This is a genomic window from Microbacterium sp. NPDC056736, assembly GCF_042790415.1.
Taxonomy (GTDB): Bacteria; Actinomycetota; Actinomycetes; order Actinomycetales; family Microbacteriaceae; genus Microbacterium.
In genome coordinates, this window is the sequence record NZ_JBHTZE010000001.1 from 431,794 (window position 1) to 454,347 (window position 22,554).

Consider the following 22,554-nt stretch of genomic DNA (forward strand, 5'->3'; position numbering starts at 1 on the left):
GGTGTCCTCCGCCCCTTCGCGCGTGTCAGCGCACGGCGCGATCGTGGGCGAGGTCGATCAGCCGCGACAGCACCCCGCCGCCTGAGCGCAGCCCGTTGTGCTCGTGCTCGCTCGTCACCCACGTGGCGACGCCCGGCAGCAGCCGGGCGGTCTGCATCGAGAACTCCAGCGGCACGAAGAGATCGTTGACGTAGACGGCGGCCGCACCGCGAGCGCCGGACGCGGCGATCGCCGCGGCGTCGTAGAGCTGAGGCCATTCGAACTCCGCGAGCTCGAGCGTCACGTCGCGCCACGGCTGAAGGCCGGGCACGGTGTCGGCCCACTCCCTCCGCACGTGCTCGCCGGTGAGCAGCGTCGGATCGTCGCGGAAGTCGTCGGGCTCGGTGCGCTCGGCCGACCATCGCGTGGCGTGGCCGTCGGCGTAGCTGGACTCGTGGAAGACGTAGTACAGCGGGTTGCGCGGGCCGAACGGCAGGGCGGCGAGGAGATCGTGCCGGAACGCGTTGGTGTGCGGATCCAGCTCGAGGAGGGACCAGAGCGTCTGCCAGCCGTCGTTGGATCCCAGCAGCGAGCCGACGGACCGCACCCGTGACACCGATGCGACCTCGCCGCCCGGGAGCACGAGCTCACCGCGGTCCGCGAGGTCGACCACCCGCCGCATCGCGTCCCGATGCCCGGGGAAGCGCCGGTAGTACCGCTCCGACGCGTCGCGCAGCTTGTCGTACGCGAGCGCGTAGATGTCGTCGGGGTGGCGGCCCACCGCGCTGAGCCCGCCGGTGATGTAGACCTCCGCGAGGGAGGCGGCATCCGTCGACAGGTATGCCAACGTGGTGAACCCGCCGAACGACTGGCCCAGCACGCTCCACGTCGGCGTGCCGAGGTGCTCGCGAAGGGCCTCGGCGTCGCGCACGATCGAGTCCGCGCGGAGGTGGGTGATGTACTCGGCGAGATCGGCCGTGCCGCGCTCGAGGTCGCGGTCGCCGACGGGTGTCGATCGACCGGTGCCGCGCTGGTCGAGGAGCACGACACGGTAGTGCTCGAGGGCCTCGTCGAGCCACGACGGTCCCGGCGGCGAGTGGAAGGGACGGGGTGCCTCGTGCCCCGGTCCCCCCTGGAGGAACACCAGGTAGGGCAGGCTCTCGCCGCCCTCCCGCGCGACGACGGCCGCGTGGATGTCGATCGTGCGGCCGTCGGCCGCGTCGTCCCACACCAGCGGAACGGTCAGCGTGTGGTCGTGGATGGTCAGGTCCTGCATGCGGCGCATCGTCACGGGCATGCGGTCGAGCCTAAGGGCACCCGCCGACGGCGGTCAGCCCCGGGTGCGACGCCGGTCGCGCGCGGAGAGCACCGGGAACCGCCGCCGGTGCCGGCCCGGCTGCCGCGCCGCCGCCGGGAGCACGATCGGCTGCGTGACGACCGCGTCCACGACCATCGAGCCGTCGGTGGGGCCGATGACCGGGATGGGCGTGGTGGGGGTGGCGACCATCGGCGTGACCGGCGCGTGCGCGAGCTGCCGGTGCGCGTGGATGTACGCCGGCACGAGGACGAGCACCGCACCCAGCCACGCGAGAGGATTGCTCGCTGCGACCCCGATGAAGCCGAAGATGCCGCCGAGCACGACCGCCGCCCCCACGCGCATCACGAGCTCGATCACGCCGGTGACGGTCGGGATCAGCGTGTGGCCCAGCCCCTGCAGCGCGCCGCGCAGCACGAACAGGATGCCGAGGATCCAGTACGTCGCGCCGTTGATCGCCAGCATCTGCGCGGCCATGCCGACGACCTCGACGGCACCCTCGCCCACGAACAGCCGCACGAGCGCCGCACCGAAGGCGATGAGGAGCACGCCGAGGACGATCGAGGCGGCCACGGCGATCCACGTCGCCTGCGTGACGCCGCGCCGGATGCGGTCGGGGCGGCCGCCGCCGTGGTTCTGGGCGACGAACATCGACACCGCGAGGCCCAGCGACTGCAGCAGCGCGACGGCGAGGCCGTCGACCCGGGACGCGGCGGTGTATGCCGCGACGGCGTCCGCGCCCAGCGTGTTCAGCGCGACCTGCACCGACAGCGTCCCGATCGCGATGATCGACGCCTGGAAGCCCATCGGCAGTCCGAGGCGCAGGTGGTCGGCGAGCTCTGCGCGGCTGACCCGCCAGTCCTCGCGGCGGACGTGGAGCACCGGCATCCGTCGCCGCATGAACTCCAGGCACAGGAGCACCGAGATCGCCTGCGACACGACGGTCGCCAGCGCCGCCCCGGCGACGCCCCAGGCCAGCGGGCCGACCATGAGGATGACGAGCCCGACGTTGAGCCCGCACGCCAGCGACAGGAAGAGCAGCGGGGTGCGCGAGTCGCCGATCGCCCGGATGATCGCCGAAAGGTAGTTGAAGAACATCATCGCGCCCGCGCCGAGGAAGCTGATCTGCGCGAAGACGACGGCGTCGTCCATCAGCTCGGGGGGCGTCTGCAGCATCACGAGGAGCGGCTCGCTCAAGAGCGGCGCGCCGACGGTCAGCACGACCGTGTAGGCCGCGGTGAGGATCGTGCCGGCCGCGACCGAGCGCCGCACCGCCGCGAAGTCGCGGGCGCCGAACGCCTGCGCCGTGGGGATGGCGAAGCCGGACGTCAGACCCCAGGCGAACCCGAGCAGCAGGAACAGCATGCTTCCCGTGGCCCCGACCGCGGCGAGCGCATCGACGCCCAGGTGGCGGCCGACGACGATCGCATCGATCACGTGGTACAGCTGCTGCACCACGTTGCCGATGAGGAGCGGGACGGAGAACAGGACGATGACGTGCCAGGGGCGGCCCGTCGTCAGGGCGGTAGGCATGGGGCGGCTCTTGAACGAGAGTGCGGAAAGAGGGCGGATGCCGCGACCGCGGCTGCGAAAGACCGTGCGGCGACAGACCTCCCATACTATCGAATCGATTCGGATCCTTCACGCCCGAATACCGGCGATGACCGTGACTCAGTCCGATTCGGGGAAAGACTTCATCGCCCGAAGCGGCGGCGACAGCACCGCGACGATCGCGGCGACGGCGAAGACGATCGCCACGACGACGAGCGTCCACGCGTCACCGACGAGACCTGCCGCCGCGCCGCCGGCGAGGGCGCCGAGCGCCGCCGCGGTCCGGTTGGCGGAGCGGATGTTCGCGTTCACGCGTCCGAGCAGGGAGTCGGGCGTGACCGCCTGCCGCAGGCCCATCTCGTTGGCGTTCTCGACGCCGGCGGCCAGCCCGTGGATCGCGAGCGCTATATAGAGGAGCACGGGTTCCGCCCACAGCCACGCCGTCGCCCCCACCACCAGCCACGCGATCGGATAGGCCGCACGGGCGACGATGATCGCCGGCCCGGTGCCCAGCCACGACCCGAATCCCGACGCGAAGGTCGCGCCGAGCAGAGCCGCCGATCCCGAGACCGCCAGCAGCAGCCCGAACGTGAAGGCGGTGAAGCCGAGGGATCGCAGCGCCAGCAGCGAGAGCACCGTGAACGCGATCCCGTTGGCGAAGAACCAGACATGCGTCGACACCGCGAGCGGTCCGAGCGTCCGGTGGGCGTATGCCCAGCGCAGCCCCTCGAGGATCTCGCGGCGGAGGTTGCGCTCGGGGCGGCGCTCCCGCCGCTCATCGACGCGGATGCTCGCGTTCAGCAGCGCGTCGACGAGATAGCTGACCGCGTCCACGGCCAGCGCGATCGGCGCTCCCAGCAACGCGACGAGTCCGCCACCCAGCGCCGGGCCGACTGTCTGGGCTGCGGCATCCGTCTGATCCAGTCGCGCATTGGCCACCACCAGTGAAGACCGAGGTACGAGCCGGGGGAGGAAGGACTGCGTGGCCGCGAACCCGAACACCGAGAAGGAGCCGAACAGCAGCAGAAGCACCACGAGCATCCAGATCTCGAGCACGCCGGCCAGCCAGAGCACCGGGATCGCGCCGAGCGAGAGTGCTCGGCCGATGCTCGACCAGACCAGGATCGGCTTGCGGCGCCAGCGATCCGTGTACGCGCCGGCGATCAGCCCGAGCAGGGCGTACGGCACGAACTGCGCGGCGTTCACGATGCCCACCTCGAACGGGGTCGCGCTCAGCAGCTGCACCACGAGCACCGGCATGGCGACCGCCGTGACGGCGGTGCCGAACGAGCTGATCGCCGCCGCCGTCCAGTACCGCCCGAACGAGCCGCGCGGCGGCGGCGCGGCGTCAGCGGGGTGCGCGCTCACGACGGTCGTGTCGGGGTCACGCCATCCACGCTGTGCGGCCGAAGCGCTCCCACCGCTCGACGACGCGCGTGTCCGCAGCGCCGTCCGCCGGCTCGAGCACCGCGCGCCCCTCGATGAAGACCCGCTGCACGCGCGACTCGACCGCGAGCGGGTCGCCCGACCATACGACCACATCGCCGTCGCGCCCGACCTCGAGGGCGCCGACACGATCGTGCAGACGCAGGATCTCAGCCGGATTGACCGTGAGCGCGGCGAGAGCCGTCTCGGCGGGCAGGCCGTCGCGCATCGCGAGGATCGCCTGCAGGCGGATCTGGTCGATGGGGACCACCGGGTGGTCGGTCGTGATGGCCACCTTGACGCCCGCCTGCGCGACGAGCGCGAGGTGGCCGATGCCGCGGTCGCGCAGCTCGACCTTCGATCGCGAGGTGAGCATCGGGCCGAAGATGACGGGAATCTGCTTCTCGGCGAGGACATCGGCGATCTTGTGCGCCTCGGTCCCGTGGTTGACGACCAGCGTGTAGCCGAACTCCTCCGCGAGCCGGATCGCCGTCGCGATGTCGTCGTGCCGGTGGCAGTGCTGATCCCAGAGGAGGTCGCCCGCCAGCACGGCGGCCAGCGTCTCCTTGCCGAGGTCCCGCTCGAACGGCTCGTCCTTGGCGAGGGCGGCGTCACGCTTGTCGGCATAGTGCTGTGCCGCCGTGAACGCGCTGCGGATGACGGATGCCACGCCCAGGCGTGTCGACGGCGTCTGCTTGAGCTCGCCGTAGACCCGCTTCGGGTTCTCGCCCAGCGCCGCCTTCACCGACACGTCTGCGGCGAGGATCTGCTCATCGACCGTCCGGCCGCCCCAGGTCTTGATGGCGACGGTGCGGCCGCCGATGGGGTTGCCCGATCCCGGCTTGATGACCGCGGTCGTCACACCGCCGCGCAGCGCGTCGCGGAAGCCCATCTCCTCGATGTCGATGCCGTCGAGGGCGCGCAGGCGCGACCCGTTCGGATCCGTCATCTCGTTGGTGTCGTTGCCGGACCACCCTTCGCCCTCCTCGTGCACCCCGAGGTGACCGTGGGACTCCACGAATCCCGGAAGCACCCAGCTGCCGGACGCGTCGACCACCTCCGCGCCGTCGGGGACCTCGGTGTCGGGTCCGCCGACGGCCGACACGACGCCGTCCGTGACGATCACCGTGCCGTTCGGAATGGGGTCAGCGCTGACAGGGACGACGTAGCCGCCGGTGACGGCGAGAATGCGAGCCATGCCCTCCAACCTACGCCGGGACCTCAGACACCCCAGCGGGCGATGCTGAGCTTCTCGTGGAACCACCGCGTCAGGCTCAGCGGATGGTCCACCCGCCGTCGACGACCAGCGTGTGGCCGGTGATCAGCGACGCCGCGGGAGAGCAGAGAAACACGACGGCTCCGGCCACCTCGGTAGGTTTGCCGATCCGATGCAGCGCCGCGATCCGGTCGATGACGTCGGCGTGGAACTCGGGGTCGGACAGCGCCTCGGCCGTGCCGTCGGTTTCGATGAACGTGGGGGCGACCGCATTGACGCGGATGCCCCGGTCGCCCCACTCGACCGCATGACAGCGAGTCATGTGCAGCATCGCCGCCTTTGCGATGCAGTACGACGACTCGCCGGGCAGCGCCACGATGCCTGCTTGCGACGCGATGTTCACGATCGCGCCCCCGGCCGGCATCGAGCGCGCGACGTGCTGTGAGAGGAACAGTGCCGAACGCACGTTCAGCGACCACACCGCGTCGAAATCGGCCTCCGTGACGTCGATCGCCGGCGCGTTCACCCCACCGCCGGCGTTGTTCACGAGGATGTCGAACACGCCATCATCGGATGCCGCGTCGATCGCCGCTCTGGCCTCATCGAGCTGCGTGACATCGAGCGTGATCGAGGATGCGGAACCGCCCTCAGCCCGGATCGCCCGGAGTGGTTGTTCCGCGCCGTCCGGATCGCGGACGCCCAGGACCACGTGAGCGCCGGCGGCTGCGAGCGCGTGCGCGATCGCAAGACCGAGACCGCGGTTGCCTCCGGTGACCAGAGCTCGCCGGCCGGTCAGATCGAAGTAGTCCATGTCGCTCCTCAGTCACTCACTCCGAAGGGCGCCGCCTCGCGCCCTTCCTTCGGTCATTCCGCCCGACACTAATGGCCGCTCGAAGGACGGCGCGCATGTCGGACCGCGGGCGCGCGAATTCATGCGCTACGACACCTGGGTCCAGTGGCGGACCACATCGTCGCGATCCACGAGGAACCGGTCGTCCTCGGGGTAGTAGACGGCGGTCTCGATGTCCGCGCCGGCGAAGCCCTTGATCGCCTCGAGGCTCTGCCAGCGCGACACCGTCACGATCTCGGTCGTGCCGTCGCCGAGGTCGCGTGTCAGCATCCACGCGTCGAGGTTCCCGGGCGTCTCGCGATACTCCCTCATACCGGTGCGTTCGATGTACGCGACGTACTCGTCGGTGTCTTCACTCCGCACACTGCCTCGCCACATCCGCACGATGGCCTTCTGCGCTGTCATGCCGCCATTGTGCGCGGATGTCGGATGCTGCGCACCCGGGTGCGCGGACACCCTTCGCGCCTATCCCGCCAGGAGGGCGGCAGCAGCACGCAGGCCCTCAGCATCGGCCGAAGCCCAGCGGGCCTCGATGCGCCGGGCGCGATCGGCCTCAGTGCCCGTGAGGCGGGCGAGCAGCGGTCGCACGACGTCCAGGGCAAGCGGCTCGATGAGATCTGGAACGCGGGCGTCGCGGAGGAACCCCTCGATGCGGGTGAGGTCGTTGCCGCTGAGCGCGTCCACCTGCCCCTGCAGCAGCACGATCGCCGCGAAGCGGCGCTCGAAGACGGGCGCCGCCCACAGCTCCGACGCGAGTGCGGTGATGTCGTCGTGCTCGAGTCCGCGATGTCTCCGGAGCGCGTCGCGGACGGTGCCGCGGATCGCGCCGACCGAGGCGCCGTAGACCCGGAGCCCGCCGACCGACGCATCGCCATCCGCCCACGTGCGCCACTCCGACGCCTCGGCCCGTAGCGTGCGGTCGATGAAGGCGGCGGCGGGTGATTCCACATCACCATCCTCGTCGACGACGATCTACCGATGATCAGTGATCGCGTGCGGCTTGCCGATCCGTGAACGGGCGACCTGCAAGGCCTGCGCGCCCGCCGGGCGGCGGCATCCCGCCCGCCTACGACGAGAGCAACTCCCGCCGCACCACAGCGGCGCTCCATCGTCCCAGCATGGTGCCTACGACGGTGTCCGAGATGTGATGCTGGCCGCGGTAGACCCGCGAGAACGCGATCGCGCCGGGAATGCCGTACCGAAGGAGGGGGCGGAGGAGCCGCGCGCCGCGGGCGCCGTGGCTATCGAGCAGGTCGGCGAGCGTGCCGTGGAGCGCGAAGGCTGCCGCGGTGTGCCCGGAGGGGAACGACGACGTCGCGTGTGGCTGCTCGGGGCGCCACACCCCCTGGGGTCGTGGCCGCCCCACGAGCGCCGCGGACGCGACGAAGCACGCGGTCTCGAGGGCGAGCGCCGCCGCTGGCGCGACCGCTGAGCGCCGGTCCCGCGTCAACCACCAGGTGATTCCGCACCACATCGCACCGTTCGCGATGGTCTGCGGCACGCCGGAGTACCACGAGAGCAGCTCGGTGACCCGGTCGATCGGCTCGCGTAGCCCAGTCGGGACGGCGGGGTCAGCCGCGACGGCGCCATCGTCCGATCCGTGGCCGAACGCGTCCTGGAGCGCACGCACGGCCCGATCCTCGCGTGGGTCGTCGCCGCCGAGAAGCCGCATCGCCCGCCCAGCCGCGGTCAACACCGCGACCGCGCCGAGCCCCGACAGGACGACGGCTCGGAGCAACGGCATGCCCGCATCGTAATGGCGCTGCGGGCGACGGGAGTACGTCGGAGCTTCTCACCGCTCCATAGACATACGCCACCACGGTCGGCCCGCTGCGAGACTCCGGTCATCCTCCGCCTGCAGTGTGCCAGGCGGGTTGTCAGCCTTCGGCCACGAGGGTTGCCCATGCGACGTCGATCACGCAGAGGCCCTCGTCGGTCTCGCGGTAGAACACGTCACCTGGGAGCGCTGAGCCGGGTGCCAGACCCTCCGGCAGGCCCTCGAGGTTGATGTTCCATTGAGGATCGAGCGGAACCTGTTCTTCCCAATAGTCTGCGAAGAAGTGCTCCGGCTCGCCGGCCGACAGGCCCAGCCAATCGCTCGGGCCTCCGAGCTCCGCCTCGGAGTCGGCGCAGACGAGATCGGTCGGATTCCCACCCGCCATGGCGTCGATGAGCTCCTCGGTGGTCTGGATCACGCGCGCGCCGTCCGTTCCCCAGATGACCGAATCGAGCGAACAGCCGGTGAGCCCGACTGACAGCGCGAGCGCAACGAGCCCGCACGATGCGCGACGAAGATGAGTCACCACGCGAATCTAGCGAAGGTGTGCGGCAGTCTCTCGCTCTGCGTGCGCGAGATTGGCAGTGTGTGGTGCTTGGCGTGGGTCAGCTGCCGGTCATGTTGCGAAGTTCGCGAGCTATGCCCGCAATCACGACCGCCCCGACTATGGCGGCCACACCGCTGAGGAGCAGGATGTTGATCCACGTCGCCAACGCCGAAGCTGTCTCGCGGTCATACGTCGTGTAATCGGTCACTTGGACGAGCACGTTCCACAGCATGAACGCGACGACCCATGCGAGTGCGCCGACGATCACGAGGGTGACCATGTACGGGTTGCGTCGGGCGTTCGCCGCTTCCCCTGCCGAGGCTGCCTCTTTCGCAGCCACGGTGCTCTCGGCCATGCGTGAAGTGTTGCACCGCCGGGCGGGCCTGGCAACGCGCACCTTCATGCCTTCCGGTCGGTGAGGTGTGGATGCCACACGTCGGCCCACGGCTGCAGGTCTCGACCTGCGATCCCAGCGTGTCCGTCCGCCTGCGGCCGGTCCCTCATCGGAGCCGATTGTCTGAGCGGCTCACACAAGCCGAGTCCGGTGTCGCCGTGTCTGCGCGCTTGACGTCGTTGAGCGCACGGAAACGTGTGCCGGTTCGGTTACGTTGTCGCGGGGATGCCGATGATCGGCTGCTGGAGCTGGGTGAGCCACTGCGACTGCGGCAGCGGTTCTGACTCCAGGTAGACCTCGCGTCCTGGGCCGGCCATCGTCACCCCAGCTCGAGCAAGGCCTGTCATGAACTCGTGCCAGGCGTCGCCGATTCCGGGCATGTCGCCGCGGTAGTCGAAGACGGCAGCGTGCGGGATCTCGGGAAGTGTGACGACCTCCCATGCCGGATTCTCGACGGGATCGCCACCGGCGATCCACGAAACCCACACGCGCATGTCGTCACTGCCGTCGACCGGTTCGTACCAGAAGATTCCTGGCTCCTTGAAGTCGACGCCCGATTCCTGCAGCGCGCGAAGGAGCGGGGGCAGGATGCGATCGACAACGGGCGAGACGTTCTCGGGCCCGCTACCGGGAGCAATCTCGCTTGTCGCATAGACGGTGACGGCGGGCAGGGAGGTGTAGGTGATTCCGCTCACGGTGCGAGCTCCTTCCAGGCGGGAGAGTCGCGCATCAATCCGGGCGACGCGTGCGGCATCTGCGGCGATCGAATCCGTGAGCTCCTCGCGTCGGCGGGCCAGGATCGCGCGAGTGGCGGCATCCCGATCATTCGACGAGAGCACCTCGGCGGCATCGTCCAGCGAGCACCCGAATCCGCGGAGGTCGACGATCCGGAGGAGGTCCGACAGCTGCAAGGAGTCGTAGCGCCGGTATCCCGTGGACGGGTCGACCCGAGCGGGCTTGAGCAGCCCGATGGCGTCGTAGTGCCGCAGCATTCGCGCGCTCACACGCCCGTATGCTGCGAACTCTCCGATGGTGTACATGATGGAGACCACGATCGACCCTGACACAGTGAGAAGGTCAAGCGGAACCGCAAGAGGGCGGAGCGGATGGCGGTCCGCACGCGCCGCGGGCGCTGTTGCCCTCAACGAGCCGGCGTCCGGCTCGCAGGGTTGTGGCTGACTCCGACGATGCTGACGGCGACGCAGCCAACGACTTCTTCATCACCGGATCGAATGCGCGCTTACATCAGCCGCGCAGGCGAGTCTCCACGGTGGAGCCGTCGGCCGCGCTCGGAACCGAGAAGTGCGCGGAGCCCTGGGATGCCGTCACGCGATAATCTCCAGCGAAGCCGCGCACCCGGACGCGCCCGTCCGCGTCGGGACGCAACGCCTGGGGAGCGTGCCACCAGTCCCCGCGGATGAGGCCGCGCAGGGCACCGTAGGCGGGCTTGGGTGATGCGTCGGAACGGAGAAGCCCCGACGGCGCGCCCAGCCATGACCCCTCGTCGGTCAGCCCCCAATAGGTGAGCGACTCCACCGCGGGGTGCGCCACAACCGTGCGGTAGTGCCGCACGAGCTCGTCGGCCTGTCGGGCCTCACCCTCGGGCGTGGAGGGCCACGAGTCGACGACATAGTCGTTCAAGTCGACGATCTCCGCCGGCATGAGGTCGCCCGAGAGCAATGTCGTCTCGGTGAGCTGGAGCGGCAGGCCGAAGCGGGCAAATCGCTCGAGGATGTTCCAGATGTTCTCCTCGCCTCGGAAGCCCTGGTGCATATGTGTCTGCAGGCCGAGGGCGTCGATCCGCACCCCCGCGTCGAGGCATTCCTCGATCAGCCGCTCGTAGTCCGTGCTGAGGTCGAAGTCGTTCAACACGAGCCGGGCGGACGGATTCGCCTCGCGCGCCGTCTCGAACGCCAGACGCACCATCCCCACGCGACCCTTTGCCTGAGCGAGCCGGGTGACCGCGTTGTCCTCCGCCGTGAAGACCGGCAGTATCACCGCCTCGTTGATTGCGTCCCACAGGTCGATGACCCCCGTGAAGGCGGTGACCTCTCGGACGATGCGGTCGCGGATCGTGGCCTCGACCTCCGCATCGGTCCGCTCCTGGAGCCAGCGCGGGGCGAGCGTGTGCCAGACGAGCGGATGCCCCTTGACCCGCACGCCTCGGTCCGCGAACCAGCGAGCCGTCGTGAGGAGCCGAGCGGTGTCGGGACGCCCCGGCTGCGGCTCGAAGCCGCGCCAGTAGAACGGGAGGGTGACGCTGTCGAACAGATCGAGCCAGGCGTCCAGGAGCGGCACCGCCCGGTCGGTGTCTGCGCCGCCGAAGACCCGTGAAGCGCCGCGGTCACTTTGAGGCGGCCCACCGAGCAGCTCGACGAAGTCGAAGCCGATGTTCCCGAAGCCGAACGCGTGCCGTGTCTGCTCCACTGTGACGGGCCCGTCCGTGAGGGGGGTGCCGTCGGGGGCGATCAGCTTGAGGGAGATCTCCCGGAACCGATGCGAGAGGTCGGGCGCCGACATCCGCTCTCCTTCAGATTAGGGCGAGGTGTTTTGTTTCTCTTCCCGACATATTCGCATGTCTTGTCACACCGGCCAGCGACGCTCAGGGTGTCTATCAACAGGTGTTGGACCACGGGATCGATCCGACGAACTGCCAGCCACCCGCACGCAATCCCTACAGCCAACCCCAGGAGTAGTCCCTTCTTCGATGCGGATCTCGATCCCCTTTCGAACAATGAGCGTTCGACGGACCGTCTCGGCGGCCAGCTGTCAGTCCGCGGAATCCGGGTGAAGTCGATTGGGGCGCGCTCGCGCCGCATGCCGGCCGGCGAGGAAGGCGACCGTCAGGAGACCGATCGTGAGAACCACCCAGCCGGCGATCGTCGTGCGGGACAGGAAGACGCCGCCGCCACCGGGCACGAATGTCGCATCGGCGATTGGCTGATAGGCGAACCAGCCGAACGTCATCGGAGTCAGCACCCCGATGAGCAGCACGATGCAGCCGATGCCGACGATGACACCGGCGATCACCCACGCCAGGGTCGATCTCTTCCGTTCGCTCACGCGTCGACACTATCGACGCGTGAGCGCCGGGATCCGTGTTCGCGCGATGCGCGTATACGGCTGCCTCGAAAGCACTCGTCTGCTCGCTAGAAGCGGCATCGATGTCGTGTGGGCGGCGTAGGATCGCGCCGTGGCCACCCTCGACGACGTGCGCAGGATCGCCAATGGCCTGCCCGGCAGCGAGGAGCGCGCGACGACGGGTGGCACCGCGTGGTTCGTCCGGAGAAAGCTGTATGCGTGGGAGTGCCACCCATGACCCAGCATCCCCGACGACATTCGTGCGATTCTCGCAACCGAGCTCGTCGTCGCCGTCAAGGTCGCGGACCGGATGGATGGATTCGCTCTGGTCCAGATGGAGCCCGACTTGTTCCTGCGGACGACCACGCCCTGGGGTGAGCCGAAAGTGGCTTTCCGGCTGGCCGCGATCAAGGCGGACCATCTGGCCGAGCTGGTGACCGACGCCTGGCGCGTTCAGGCTCCGAAGTATCTTCGCCACGAACTCGATGCCGTCGCTCTCGGCGCACAGGCGACCGAGCCCAATACCAGTCACGATGAGTATGCGGACGGGGGCGAAAGCCTCGAGCTCTAATGCCACGAGCCGAACTGCCCGAGTCTGGCCCATCACACCCCGTCGGAGAGGCACGTCCGATCCTCTTGCGTGCAGCGAACGAAAGCGGGACCGCCGGCGTGCGTTAAACGTTGCGGACCGAGGAGGGACCAAACTCTGCGGCTCTGTAAGCCCGACCATTCGGTCCGCATGACGCCTGGTGGGGGCCAAGCCGTGCGCTGTGCCCGAAGCCAGCTGAACCATGGATGCCCGAGCAACCTGCGGCGGCGCCTCAAGCAGAGGCAGTCGCCCCAGTCGCGAAACTCGGCCAAGCTGGCGGCGACGGGACGTGGGGGGCGTCACAGCTTGGAGAGCTGCACGCGGAGCTTTCGGATGTCGTCTGATGGGATGAATTCTGCCGCGGCCGCCAGGAACGTGTTCAATGGAATCGGTCTCGCCATTGCGATCATCGGGCTATCTGCGACGTCGGGCGCGACCTGGTCAAACACCTCGCGTGACGCCGGGTCGTCCAGGAGTTCGCCGAGGGTCGTGGCGTCCGGGTCGATCCGACCCCAGTCAAGGGATTCCTTCGATTCCTCCGAGGACGCGAGAGTCGTCGGACGGTTGAAGGCGCGCACATCGTTGTACGGCGTGCGCGCGGGTCGCACCGGCACGCTGAAGCTCCACGTGCTGCTGCTCGCGGTGATTTCCTGCGACTTGCCATCGGGGAGATGCACTGTCCCGGTTACGCCGTCCGGGATGCTGACAGTGAGGGTGGCGTTGCGTCCGTCGCGCTGCCAGCGGCTCCTGATGGGGCCGTGCCTGGTCTCGACCGTCCCTTCCGCCCATGTCAGACGCTCCTCGAGGTGGGGGCGGATCTTCACCTTCGTGTAGCCGGGTTCAGCCGGGGTGATCCCGGCGACGTACTCGTGCAGGAAGGTGATGACCGCGCCTTTGGAGTAGTGGTTGAGCGACTCGTGCGGGTTGCCGTCCTGGTCGATGCCCGACCACGACTCCCAGACCGTTGTTGCGCCGCGTTCGAGCATGACGAGCCACCCGGGTTCGTCGGTCTGGAACAGCAGGTTGTAGGCGACGTCGCCATAGCCGTGGTCCGCGAGGACGGGGAGCAGCATCCCGGTGGAGAGGAATCCGGTGCCGAGGTGCGTGCCGTTCTCCTCGATCAGCCGCACGAGGTGATCCGCTGCGGCAGCCGTCAGTTCTGCGGGGATGAGGTCGAAGGCGAGGCCGCGGGCGTAGTTGGCCTGGGTGGGGACGGTGAGGGTTCCGTCGGCGTTGAGGAATTCGGTGCGCCATGCGTCGGCGACGCTCTGTGAGAGGGCAGAGTAGTGTTCAGCCGCCTCGTCGTCGCCGATCACCCTGGCGGCGTTTGCGGTGAGCTGGGCCGAGTGTGCCAAGTACGCCGTCGCGACGATCGCGGGGTCGCCTTGCGGGTTGAAGGGGACGTCGGGTTCCAGCCATTCGCCCCAGTGCCATCCGGTGTCCCAGAGGTATCGCTCGTGCGGTGCGGGCGCGGGCCGGTTGGCGGTGCGGCTGGGGTGGCGGTCGCCGGCTGCGGTTCTGGCGGCATAGTCCACCCAGCGACGCATCATGGGTGCGGTCTCGGTCAGGATGGTCGGGTCACCGTAGGCACGGTACAGCTCCGACGGGACGATCGTCGCGGCATCACCCCAGCCGGCGGAGCCGTCGAAGGAGATGGGGATGACGGGGACGGGTTCGATGCCGCAGTTCGGCGCGACATTGGTGATCTTGCCGTCTGCGTGCTGGTCGTCCGCCAGCGAGGTCAGCCATTTGCGGGCGAACCCGGCGATGTCGTCGAGGAACGCGGCGCTGCGGGCGAAGATCTGGAAGTCGCCTGTATAGCCCCATCGTTCCCGCTGCGGGCAGTCGGTCGGGATGTCGAGCGTATTCGCTCGCCAACTGGCGACGGCGATGCGGTGCAGCTCGTTGAGCCGAGAGTCGCTGCAGGCGAACGTGCCGGTGTGGCGGAGGTCGGTTCGCACTTGGTACGCGGTGATGTCATCCGCAGTCAGGTCCTCGTCGAGTCCGTCGACGGCGACGAAGCGGAAGCCATGGCTGGTGTGCCGGGGCTCGAAGACGTCGGTCTGTTCTCCGCGGGAGATGACGGTGTCCCGCTGTCCGACCGGAAGCTTGGGCAGGCCGGGCGCGACGGTGATATCGAGGTGTCGAAGGGTGAGGTCACCGTCGTGGTCGAGCGCTTCCCCATGCGTGAGGTGGACGGTGGTGCCCGACGGGCCGAGCAGGGAGAGCCGGACCCAGCCGTTGAGAATTTGTCCGAAGTCGACGATCTGCCGGCCAGACGGCAGACGCTCGATCGAGATGGGAGTGAAGGATTCGGCTTTACGCACCGGTGGGGCCACCGACCACACCAACCGGTCCTCATCGAGTGTCAGCGGATCATCAGCGGTCACAACGGGTCGCCACTCGGTAGCGCCGAGGCGGCGCAGATCGCTGGTCTGTCCGTCCATCAGGTCAGCCTGGATGATCGCCCCAATGCCCGTCTCCCACGTACCGTCAGTGACGACCTCCGTGCTGCCTTCTGTCGTCTCGATGGAGAGAGCGGCGACGAGGGCGGTCTGGGTGCCGAAGCTGTCGGGTACACGGTGCGCGCCGACGCGGCCGCGGAACCAGCCGTCGCTGAGGACGATGAGCAGCTCGTTGTCGCCTTCGACGGTCGACGCGGTCACGTCGTACTGCTGCACCTGGAGCGTCTTGCGGTAGCTGGTGATCCCTGGCGTGAGCTCGAGGTCGCCGACGCGTTCTCCGTTGAGGAATGCTTCGTAGACGCCGTGCGCGGTGACGGTCAGGGTCGCTTTTCTCGCGGCGCCGGGCACGGTGAAGCTGCGTCGGAACTCGTACGCGGGGCGCTGCCCGGCCGGGGGCGCGGGCTCCGGCGTGGTGATCCAAGTCGCCCCGGCGAGATGGGCGGCCGGTGACGTTCTCTCAAGTGTCGACATGGTGAGCTTCTTCCTGATCAGGATCGCAGGACACGGACGACTTCGTCGCGCACGCGCTTTGCTTCCGGCGTAGCCGAGCCGCTGAGGCCCACGGCGTGATTGGCGTCGGGAGAGTAGGTGAGGCTGCCGGCGTTACCGGCCTTTCGCAGCCTGCCGTAGGCGTCAAGCGCCTGCGGCAGCAGGAGATCGCGACCTCCGGAGACCAGGTGCACCGGCGGCAGCCCCACCAGTCGGCCGTGGATCGGGCTGACCGCCGGGTCGGACGTCGGCAGGTCGGCTGCCCATGCCGAACCCCACTGCCGCAGCTCGACAGGATCGAGAATGGCGTCCCATCTTTCGAGCACGTCCGCTGCGGGGTGTTCGAGTTCGACGTCCAGCCACGGACTCAGGAGGATGGCGGCGCGGATGCCCTCCGGGTGCCGCTGCAGAACGCTCAGCGCCAGGCCTCCGCCGGCGGAATCGCCGGCGAGGTACAGCTCGCCCGCGCCGCGCTGCGCGATCTGATCTTCGAGGACCCGGGCGACGAACCTGTGGGCGCGCGACGCGTCACCGAAGGGAGCGACCTCGTAAAGCGGAACGACGGCGTCGATCTCGGCATCGGTTGCATACTGGGCGACGGCTTGCCAGTGCGCCGACGAGATGGGATGCGCGTACCCGCCTCCGGCGAGAAAGATGACGGCGCGTCCGCGCGACGCGTCACGGCGACGGAGGGTGACGACCGGCGAACCGGCAACTCGCTCTTCGCTGACGTGGAAGCGCTTCTGAACCGAGGGCGGTACCGCGGCGGGGGCGGGCGGTCCCTGGGCGTAGCGACGGGCGATCTCTGCGGAGACGTCCGCGTTGCCGGATCGCGCGATGAGGCGCTTGACGATGGCATCCATCGCCAGTGCGCGAATCGACATGAGATACCTGGTTCTGTGTGTCGGTGGAGCGGCTTGACGCCGTCACATGTGGGCGCCGCCGTCGACCCGAATCTCGGTGCCGGTGATGAAGGCGCCGTCGTCGGAGACGAGGGTAGCGATGATGGCCGCGACGTCGGCCGGTTTGCCGAACTCTCCCGCCGGTTTGAGTGCGGAGGACAATTTGGACAGCAGTGTCCAGTCCGCGTCGGCGGGAAGGAGTCCCGGGGTGCTGGCGGTGATGCCGCTCTCGATGCCCCCAGGGACGATGTTGACCGCGCGCAGCCCCTGCTTGGCGTACTCCAACGCGATGCTGTGTGTGAAGGAGGCGATCGCACCCTTGCTGGCGGAGTACGCAGCCATGTAGGGGTGGGCGTAGAACGCGGACGTGGAGCTGAAGTTGATCACCCGGCCGCCATGTGCGGAGCGCAACAGTGCAGGAAGAGCTTCCCGCACCATCAGGAAGGTGCCGGTGAGGTTGACCTGAAGGATCCGGTTCCAGGTGTCGAGGCTGGTTTCGTGGGTGTGTCCAGCGGTGAGGATTCCCGCAGCGTTCACGAGCGCGTCCAGCCGGCCGGCCTCTTCCACGACCGCCGCGACGCCTGCGGCGACGGATGCCTCGTCACTGATGTCGATGGGCCGGATGCGCAGTCGCGCGCGGGTGTGATCATCCGTGACGGATCCCGTCAGCGCGGTGAGGGAGTCGTGGTTGATATCGGCGGCGTAGACGTCGGCACCTTCTGCGAGGAGCCGCAGGGCCGTGCCGCGGCCGATGCCGGAGGCGGCGCCGGTGACGAGGGCAACCCGGTCGTTCAGTCTTTTCATCTCTGCTTCTTTCGATCGGCAGCGGCACCCGAAGGGGCGCGGCCTGGGCTGCAAGGTCGCTGCTCCCGCGCATGGGACACCTCCGGAGGGAGCCGGGGACAATGCGCGCGGGTGGCGGCGCGCTTAGCGGGTGAGGCTGAGGGCGACAAGTTCGTTGAGCGCGTCGTCGGAGATCTCGACGCCGGGGAATCGGGCGAACTGTCCCATCGGCATGGACTCGACCATCTTCAGCATGTTGCCGTTGTCCTCGGCCGCGGCCAGCTGCTCCGGAGACGCGTTCGCCATCATCGCCTGCATCAGGGCCGGCCCGACGGTGGGGTGGCCGAACCACTCTCCGACGGTGGAGCCCAGGCTCAGCGGCTCCGGTCGATCGGTGTCGCCTTCCAGGTCGAGTGGTGCGGAGGCGGTGATGTGGGCGGAGGATCGGCCGAGCTCGACGCCGTACGTCCCCGGCTGGACGCGCCAGCGGTCCTTCACAGTGTCCCAGTAGGCGAAAGCACGCCGCTCCAAGCTCAGCTCCAGGGTGCGAGCTTCGCCGGGCTCGAGCAGCACCTTCTGGAACGCGGCGAGCTCGCGGACCGGGCGATGCACGGGTGAGTCAGCAGGAGAGACATATACCTGGACGACATCGGCCCCCGCGACGGCGCCCGTGTTGCGGACGGTGACCCGGACGAGCGCGCTGTCGGGTCCGGTAGCGACCACCTCAAGCTGTTCGTGGGCGAAGGTGGTGTAGGACAGTCCGTGACCGAACGGGTATCGCACCGGCTGCTCGGCGGTGGTGTAGTACCGGTACCCCACGAAGACCCCTTCGCCGTACCGTACGACCTCGTTCTCACCCGGGAAGTTGAGGAACGAGGGGGTATCCTGCAGGCGGTGCGGGATGGACTCGGCGAGCCGCCCGGAGGGGTTCACCGCGCCGGTGAGGATGTCGGCGAGCGCGCCGCCGACGGCCTGTCCGAGCGCCCACCCTTCAACGATCGCGTCGACGGAGTCGTGCCACGGCTCCAGCGTGACGACGCCGCCATTGGAGAGGACGACGACGGTGCGCCCGGCGCGGCCGGCGACTGCTTCGATGAGAGCGACGTGCTCGGCGGGGAGGTCGATGCTGGTGCGGTCGAACCCCTCGGACTGGTCCTTCTCGTAGAGGCCGACGAACACCACGGCGACGTCTGCCGCCGCGGCCGCAGCAACGGCGTCCGTGAGCAGCTCCACCGGGTCGCCCTCGTCGGCGTATCCGGGGGCGTACGAGACGTTCTCGTCGCCCAGGGCGGCGCGCAGCTCGTCGAGCGGGATGTCCAGTCGGGTCGGGTTGACGTGCGAGCTGCCGCCACCCTGGTACTGCGGCGCCGCGGCGAGGGCGCCGAGCACGGCGACCTTCTGGCCAGCCTGCAGCGGCAGTGCCTGATTCTTGTTTCGCAAGAGCACCACTCCGGCTGCCGCCGCCCGGCGGGCCAGCGCATGGTGCGCGTCCTCGTCGAATGCGGAGGGTTCCTCGGGCAGAAGGGTGCGGTCGACCAGTGCCGCGACTCGCGCGGCGGCCTGCTCGACGGCGGCACGGTCCAGGCGGCCGTCGCGGACGGCCTGGAGGATGGCGTCGGTGCCCTCGTCACCCGTGCCCGGCATCTCGAGGTCGAGGCCCGCCTGCAGCGCCTCCACCCGGTCCTTGATCGCGCCCCAGTCGGACACGACGAGTCCGTCGAACCCCCACTCGTCGCGGAGCAGCTCGGTGAGCAGCCAGCGGTTCTCCGAAGCGAACACTCCGTTGATCGCGTTGTAGGCGCTCATCACCGAGGTGGGCGACGCGTCCTTGACGACCCGCTCGAACGCGGGCAGGTAGATCTCACGGAGTGCTCGCGGGTCGACCTCGGCGCTCACGCGCATGCGGTCGGTCTCCTGGTTGTTGACGGCGAAGTGCTTCACCGACGTTCCCACACCAGTGGACTGCACGCCGTGGACGTACTCGGTGGCGAGGACGCCGGTCAGCAGCGGGTCTTCGGAGAAGTACTCGAAGGTGCGACCGCCCAGCGGGGACCGCTTGATGTTGATCGCCGGTCCCAGGATCATGTTGACGTTCAGCGCGCGCGCCTCCTCCCCGAGCGCGACGCCCACCTCGCGGATGAGGGCGGGATCCCAGGTGGAGCCCATCGCGACCCCCGGCGGGAAGCAGGTGGAGGGCAGCGAGTCGTTGAAGCCGAGGTTGTCGGCGGTGCCGTCCTGACGTCGCACCCCGTGCGGACCGTCGACCATCACCATCGAGGCCACGCCCGCCCTGTCCCGGGTCGACCAGAAATCGCGGCCGGACAGCAGCGCGGCCTTCTCCTGCAGGTCCGCGTCGTTCGCGGTCGGCTCTGCCATCGTGTAGATGTCGGCAGGAATCTCCTCTCCGGCGTTGAGGGCGGCGAAGCCGCGTTCGAGGTCGGCGAGCACTCCGGCCGGGTCGGGGAGCATGCCGGTGATCTGTCGCGGTGTGACCTCGTCCTGGCCGCGCAGTCCGCCGGACATGTGCTCGGCCGCGCCGGGCACCCATTTGGCGATCACGCCGGTCAGCACCTCGAGTGCCGGCTTGTGGTCCGCGATGTCGGCCATCCGCGAGTCCACCGTGAATTGGCGGACACCCTCCGGGCCGACTTCGAACGGCTCCGTCCATTCGTACATCCCCGCGGAGACCTCGAGGGTCCGGCCGGAAGGAAGCACGACGTCGGCCGTGCTGCCGACCGGCACGGTCGCGAAGACCCGCACATGACCGTCGGCCAGCGCCCACCCCGCGGCCGCGGTGCCGTAGGGGGTCTCGAGCCGGGCGGAGGCGGACGTCAGCCCGCGCCGCGGCGGCTGTGGGGCCACGCGGATGCGCCGGTATCCGGGCGCCGCGGCCGCAAGACCCGCCACCACACGGTGCATCCAGTCCGCGACGGCGCCGAAGGCGTAGTGGTTGAACGAGGTCATGCCGCTCGGGTTGACGGTGCCGTCCGGCAGCAGCGAGTCCCACCGCTCCCAGATGGTGGTCGCACCCTGTTCGACCGTGTACAGCCAGGACGGGGCCTCCGTCTGCAGCATCAGTCGATAGGCGACCTCGGCGTGGCCCGTGGCGCTGAGGGCGTCGGTGATGATCGGCGTGCCGATGAACCCGGTGGCGATCTTGTAGCCGTTGCCCGCGACGATCTCCGCCAGCCGGTCGGCGGCGCGCTGCCGCTGATCGGCGTCGTCGAGCAGGTCGAAGGTGATCGCGAGGGCGTACGCGGTGGCCGAGTCGGAGAGCAGGCGTCCGGAGCCCGAGACGTACTCGCGGACGAACGCCCGCTTCACCTCGTCGGCGAGCGCTCCGTACCTCTGGGCTTCTGCCGCGCGGCCGAGCAACGCGGCGGCGTCCGCCACGATGCGGGCCGAGCGCGCGAAGTAGGCGGTGGCCACGATCTCCGGGTAGGTCTGCGCCTGCTCGGGGCGGTTAGCAGGCGCGGTCGGGTCGAGCCAGTCACCGAACTGGAACCCGGCACTCCAGACCCGGTCCGCGCCGGCGGCCGCCGTCACCTCGTCGACCCAGGCGACCATGCTGTCGAACTGGGTCTCGAGCACGCCGAGGTCGCCGTACGCCTGGTAGATGGTCCACGGCACCACGGTGGCGGCGTCCGCCCAGCCGGCGGTGGGGCCGGTGTAGCCGGTGACGATCGCGGGGACCACCATCGGGGTGCCGCCGTACTTCTGCTGCTCGACGGCCAAGTCCTTCAGCCACGAGACCAGGAATCCGGCGGAGTCGTACAGATACGTTGCGGTGGGGGCGAAGACCTGGAGGTCGCCGGTCCAGCCGAGCCGCTCGTCGCGCTGCGGGCAATCGGTAGGGATGTCGACGAAGTTGCCCTTCATCCCCCAGACCACGTTCTCGTGCAGCCGGTCGACCAGCGGGTTGTCGGTTTCGAACCAGCCGGTCCGGTGCATGTCGGAGTGGATCACCTCTGCCGTGACCGCGGCGGGGTCGAACTCGCCGGGCCAGCCGGTGATCTCGGCGTACCGGAACCCGTGGAAGGTGAATCGCGGCGCCCACCTCTCCTCGCCCGCTCCGGCGAGCGTGTAGGTGTCGGTCGCCTTCGCACCGCGCAGCGGTTCGAGGGAGAGTTCGCCGTGCTCGAGGACCTCTGCATGGCGGAGCGTGATCGTCGTGCCAGACTCGCCGGAGACGGTGATCCGCAGCCGGCCGACGAGATTCTGTCCGAAGTCGAGGATGGTGGCGCCCGATGGGGAGGTGAGCACATCCTGCACCGCGCGGGTCTCCACGACCCGCACGGGCGAGCCGTCCGGTGCGACCAGCTCCACGTCGCCGAGGTCGCGCACCGCCACTGGCGCCCAGCCCAGGGCCGAGGCATCCGTCGTCGACCATGCCGGGTCGAATGCCCGGGCGTCGTAGTCCTCCCCGTTGTAGAGGTCGGCAGACCGGATCGGGCCGGTCCCGGCCAGCCACTCCGAGTCGGAGGCGACGGTCTGCCGGCTGCCATCCGCGAAGTCGATCTCCAGCTGAACGAGCACCCCGAGATCGGTGCCGTAGAGCGCCTTCTTCTCACCCCAGCCGAGGTAACCGCGCCACCACCCGTCGCCCAGCCAGGCGCCAATCACATTGCGGCCGGCGCGCACCAGTTCCGTGACGTCGTAGGTGGTGTACCGCATCCGCGACTCATATGCAGTCCAACCGGGAGCCAGCTCGTCATCACCAACCCGCTGCCCGTTGATCTCGAGCTGGAACAGCCCGTGGCCAGTCGCGTAGACCCGCGCCCGGACCACCTCGCCGCCCTGCGCGGTGAAGGACCCGCGCACCAGGGGTGAGGCGATGTCGTGATCAGCCGGACCCACCAACTGCGCGGACCAGTCGGATGCTTCCAGCAGCCCCGCCTCGACAACCGCCCAGTCGCTCCATCCGCTGACGGACCCGTCGTCGCCGTGCACGCGGACGCGGATCTCCTGGCGCTCACGTGAGCTCAGCGTGCCGAACGGCCACGGCACGAGCACGGACTCGCCGCTGTCGACGCGGATGCTCTCACCGCCGCGCTGCTGCACCTCATAGGCGGCCTGCGACCAGCCGTCCGGGGCATCCGTCGTGATCCACGACAGCCGGGGACGGGCGTCGCCGATGCCGAAAGCATCACGGTGGTGCTCGAATCGGACGGGTGCGACGGTGAGAGACATC

Annotated in this window: 19 protein-coding genes; 2 read left to right on the forward strand and 17 right to left on the reverse strand. The window is 69.2% G+C overall.

Annotated elements, in window-relative coordinates:
• Positions 1-25: 25 nt before the first annotated feature.
• From ACFRAL_RS01990 to ACFRAL_RS02050, 13 genes are all read right to left on the reverse strand, one after another.
• On the reverse strand, positions 26-1,276 hold the full coding sequence (locus tag ACFRAL_RS01990; protein ID WP_378879174.1) for an alpha/beta fold hydrolase: 1,251 nt from the start codon (positions 1,274-1,276) through the stop codon (positions 26-28).
• 33 nt (positions 1,277-1,309) lie between these two features.
• Positions 1,310-2,827, reverse strand: a complete 1,518-nt coding sequence (locus ACFRAL_RS01995) for an MATE family efflux transporter (protein WP_378879177.1) — start codon at positions 2,825-2,827, stop codon at positions 1,310-1,312.
• A gap of 138 nt (positions 2,828-2,965) precedes the next feature.
• Positions 2,966-4,213, reverse strand: coding sequence for an MFS transporter (locus ACFRAL_RS02000; protein ID WP_378879181.1), 1,248 nt, complete (start codon positions 4,211-4,213; stop codon positions 2,966-2,968).
• 16 nt (positions 4,214-4,229) lie between these two features.
• Positions 4,230-5,468, reverse strand: coding sequence for an amidohydrolase (locus ACFRAL_RS02005; RefSeq protein ID WP_336394072.1), 1,239 nt, complete (start codon positions 5,466-5,468; stop codon positions 4,230-4,232).
• A 76-nt stretch (positions 5,469-5,544) separates the two neighbouring features.
• Entirely contained in the window at positions 5,545-6,297 is a 753-nt protein-coding gene (locus ACFRAL_RS02010; RefSeq protein WP_378879185.1) for an SDR family NAD(P)-dependent oxidoreductase, read from the reverse strand.
• 126 nt (positions 6,298-6,423) lie between these two features.
• Positions 6,424-6,741 (reverse strand): hypothetical protein, encoded by a 318-nt coding sequence (locus tag ACFRAL_RS02015; RefSeq protein WP_336394070.1) that lies wholly within the window; start codon positions 6,739-6,741, stop codon positions 6,424-6,426.
• A 60-nt stretch (positions 6,742-6,801) separates the two neighbouring features.
• Positions 6,802-7,284: a DNA alkylation repair protein gene (locus ACFRAL_RS02020; protein ID WP_378879189.1), complete on the reverse strand. Its 483-nt coding sequence runs from the start codon at positions 7,282-7,284 to the stop codon at positions 6,802-6,804.
• 118 nt (positions 7,285-7,402) lie between these two features.
• A complete protein-coding gene (locus tag ACFRAL_RS02025; protein WP_378879192.1) occupies positions 7,403-8,080 on the reverse strand; it encodes a phosphatase PAP2 family protein in 678 nt (225 codons plus the stop codon).
• 133 nt (positions 8,081-8,213) lie between these two features.
• Positions 8,214-8,642: a hypothetical protein gene (locus tag ACFRAL_RS02030; protein WP_378879195.1), complete on the reverse strand. Its 429-nt coding sequence runs from the start codon at positions 8,640-8,642 to the stop codon at positions 8,214-8,216.
• Between the two features lie 76 nt (positions 8,643-8,718).
• Positions 8,719-9,015 carry a hypothetical protein gene (locus ACFRAL_RS02035; RefSeq protein WP_378879198.1) on the reverse strand — a complete coding sequence of 99 codons (297 nt, stop codon included), beginning with the start codon at positions 9,013-9,015 and terminating at the stop codon, positions 8,719-8,721.
• 248 nt (positions 9,016-9,263) lie between these two features.
• Complete coding sequence (locus ACFRAL_RS02040) at positions 9,264-10,106, reverse strand: MerR family transcriptional regulator (protein ID WP_378879200.1); 843 nt, start codon at positions 10,104-10,106, stop codon at positions 9,264-9,266.
• A 193-nt stretch (positions 10,107-10,299) separates the two neighbouring features.
• Complete coding sequence (locus ACFRAL_RS02045) at positions 10,300-11,574, reverse strand: endo-1,4-beta-xylanase (protein ID WP_378879206.1); 1,275 nt, start codon at positions 11,572-11,574, stop codon at positions 10,300-10,302.
• A 249-nt stretch (positions 11,575-11,823) separates the two neighbouring features.
• On the reverse strand, positions 11,824-12,117 hold the full coding sequence (locus ACFRAL_RS02050) for a hypothetical protein (RefSeq protein ID WP_378879209.1): 294 nt from the start codon (positions 12,115-12,117) through the stop codon (positions 11,824-11,826).
• Between the two features lie 130 nt (positions 12,118-12,247).
• Between ACFRAL_RS02050 and ACFRAL_RS02055 the strand changes: the two genes are divergently transcribed.
• Complete coding sequence (locus ACFRAL_RS02055; protein WP_378879211.1) at positions 12,248-12,373, forward strand: hypothetical protein; 126 nt, start codon at positions 12,248-12,250, stop codon at positions 12,371-12,373.
• Between the two features lie 72 nt (positions 12,374-12,445).
• Entirely contained in the window at positions 12,446-12,706 is a 261-nt protein-coding gene (locus tag ACFRAL_RS02060) for a hypothetical protein (protein ID WP_378879214.1), read from the forward strand.
• Between the two features lie 317 nt (positions 12,707-13,023).
• Here the strand turns inward: ACFRAL_RS02060 and ACFRAL_RS02065 are convergent, their stop codons facing one another.
• The 4 genes from ACFRAL_RS02065 to ACFRAL_RS02080 all read right to left on the reverse strand — a co-directional run bounded on the left by ACFRAL_RS02065 (position 13,024) and on the right by ACFRAL_RS02080 (position 22,553).
• Positions 13,024-15,660 (reverse strand): family 78 glycoside hydrolase catalytic domain, encoded by a 2,637-nt coding sequence (locus ACFRAL_RS02065; RefSeq protein ID WP_378879216.1) that lies wholly within the window; start codon positions 15,658-15,660, stop codon positions 13,024-13,026.
• Between the two features lie 17 nt (positions 15,661-15,677).
• Positions 15,678-16,562: an alpha/beta fold hydrolase gene (locus ACFRAL_RS02070; protein ID WP_336394054.1), complete on the reverse strand. Its 885-nt coding sequence runs from the start codon at positions 16,560-16,562 to the stop codon at positions 15,678-15,680.
• A gap of 42 nt (positions 16,563-16,604) precedes the next feature.
• Positions 16,605-17,438 carry an SDR family NAD(P)-dependent oxidoreductase gene (locus tag ACFRAL_RS02075; protein ID WP_378879220.1) on the reverse strand — a complete coding sequence of 278 codons (834 nt, stop codon included), beginning with the start codon at positions 17,436-17,438 and terminating at the stop codon, positions 16,605-16,607.
• A 69-nt stretch (positions 17,439-17,507) separates the two neighbouring features.
• Positions 17,508-22,553: a family 78 glycoside hydrolase catalytic domain gene (locus ACFRAL_RS02080; RefSeq protein WP_378879223.1), complete on the reverse strand. Its 5,046-nt coding sequence runs from the start codon at positions 22,551-22,553 to the stop codon at positions 17,508-17,510.
• Between the last annotated feature and the right edge of the window lies 1 nt (position 22,554).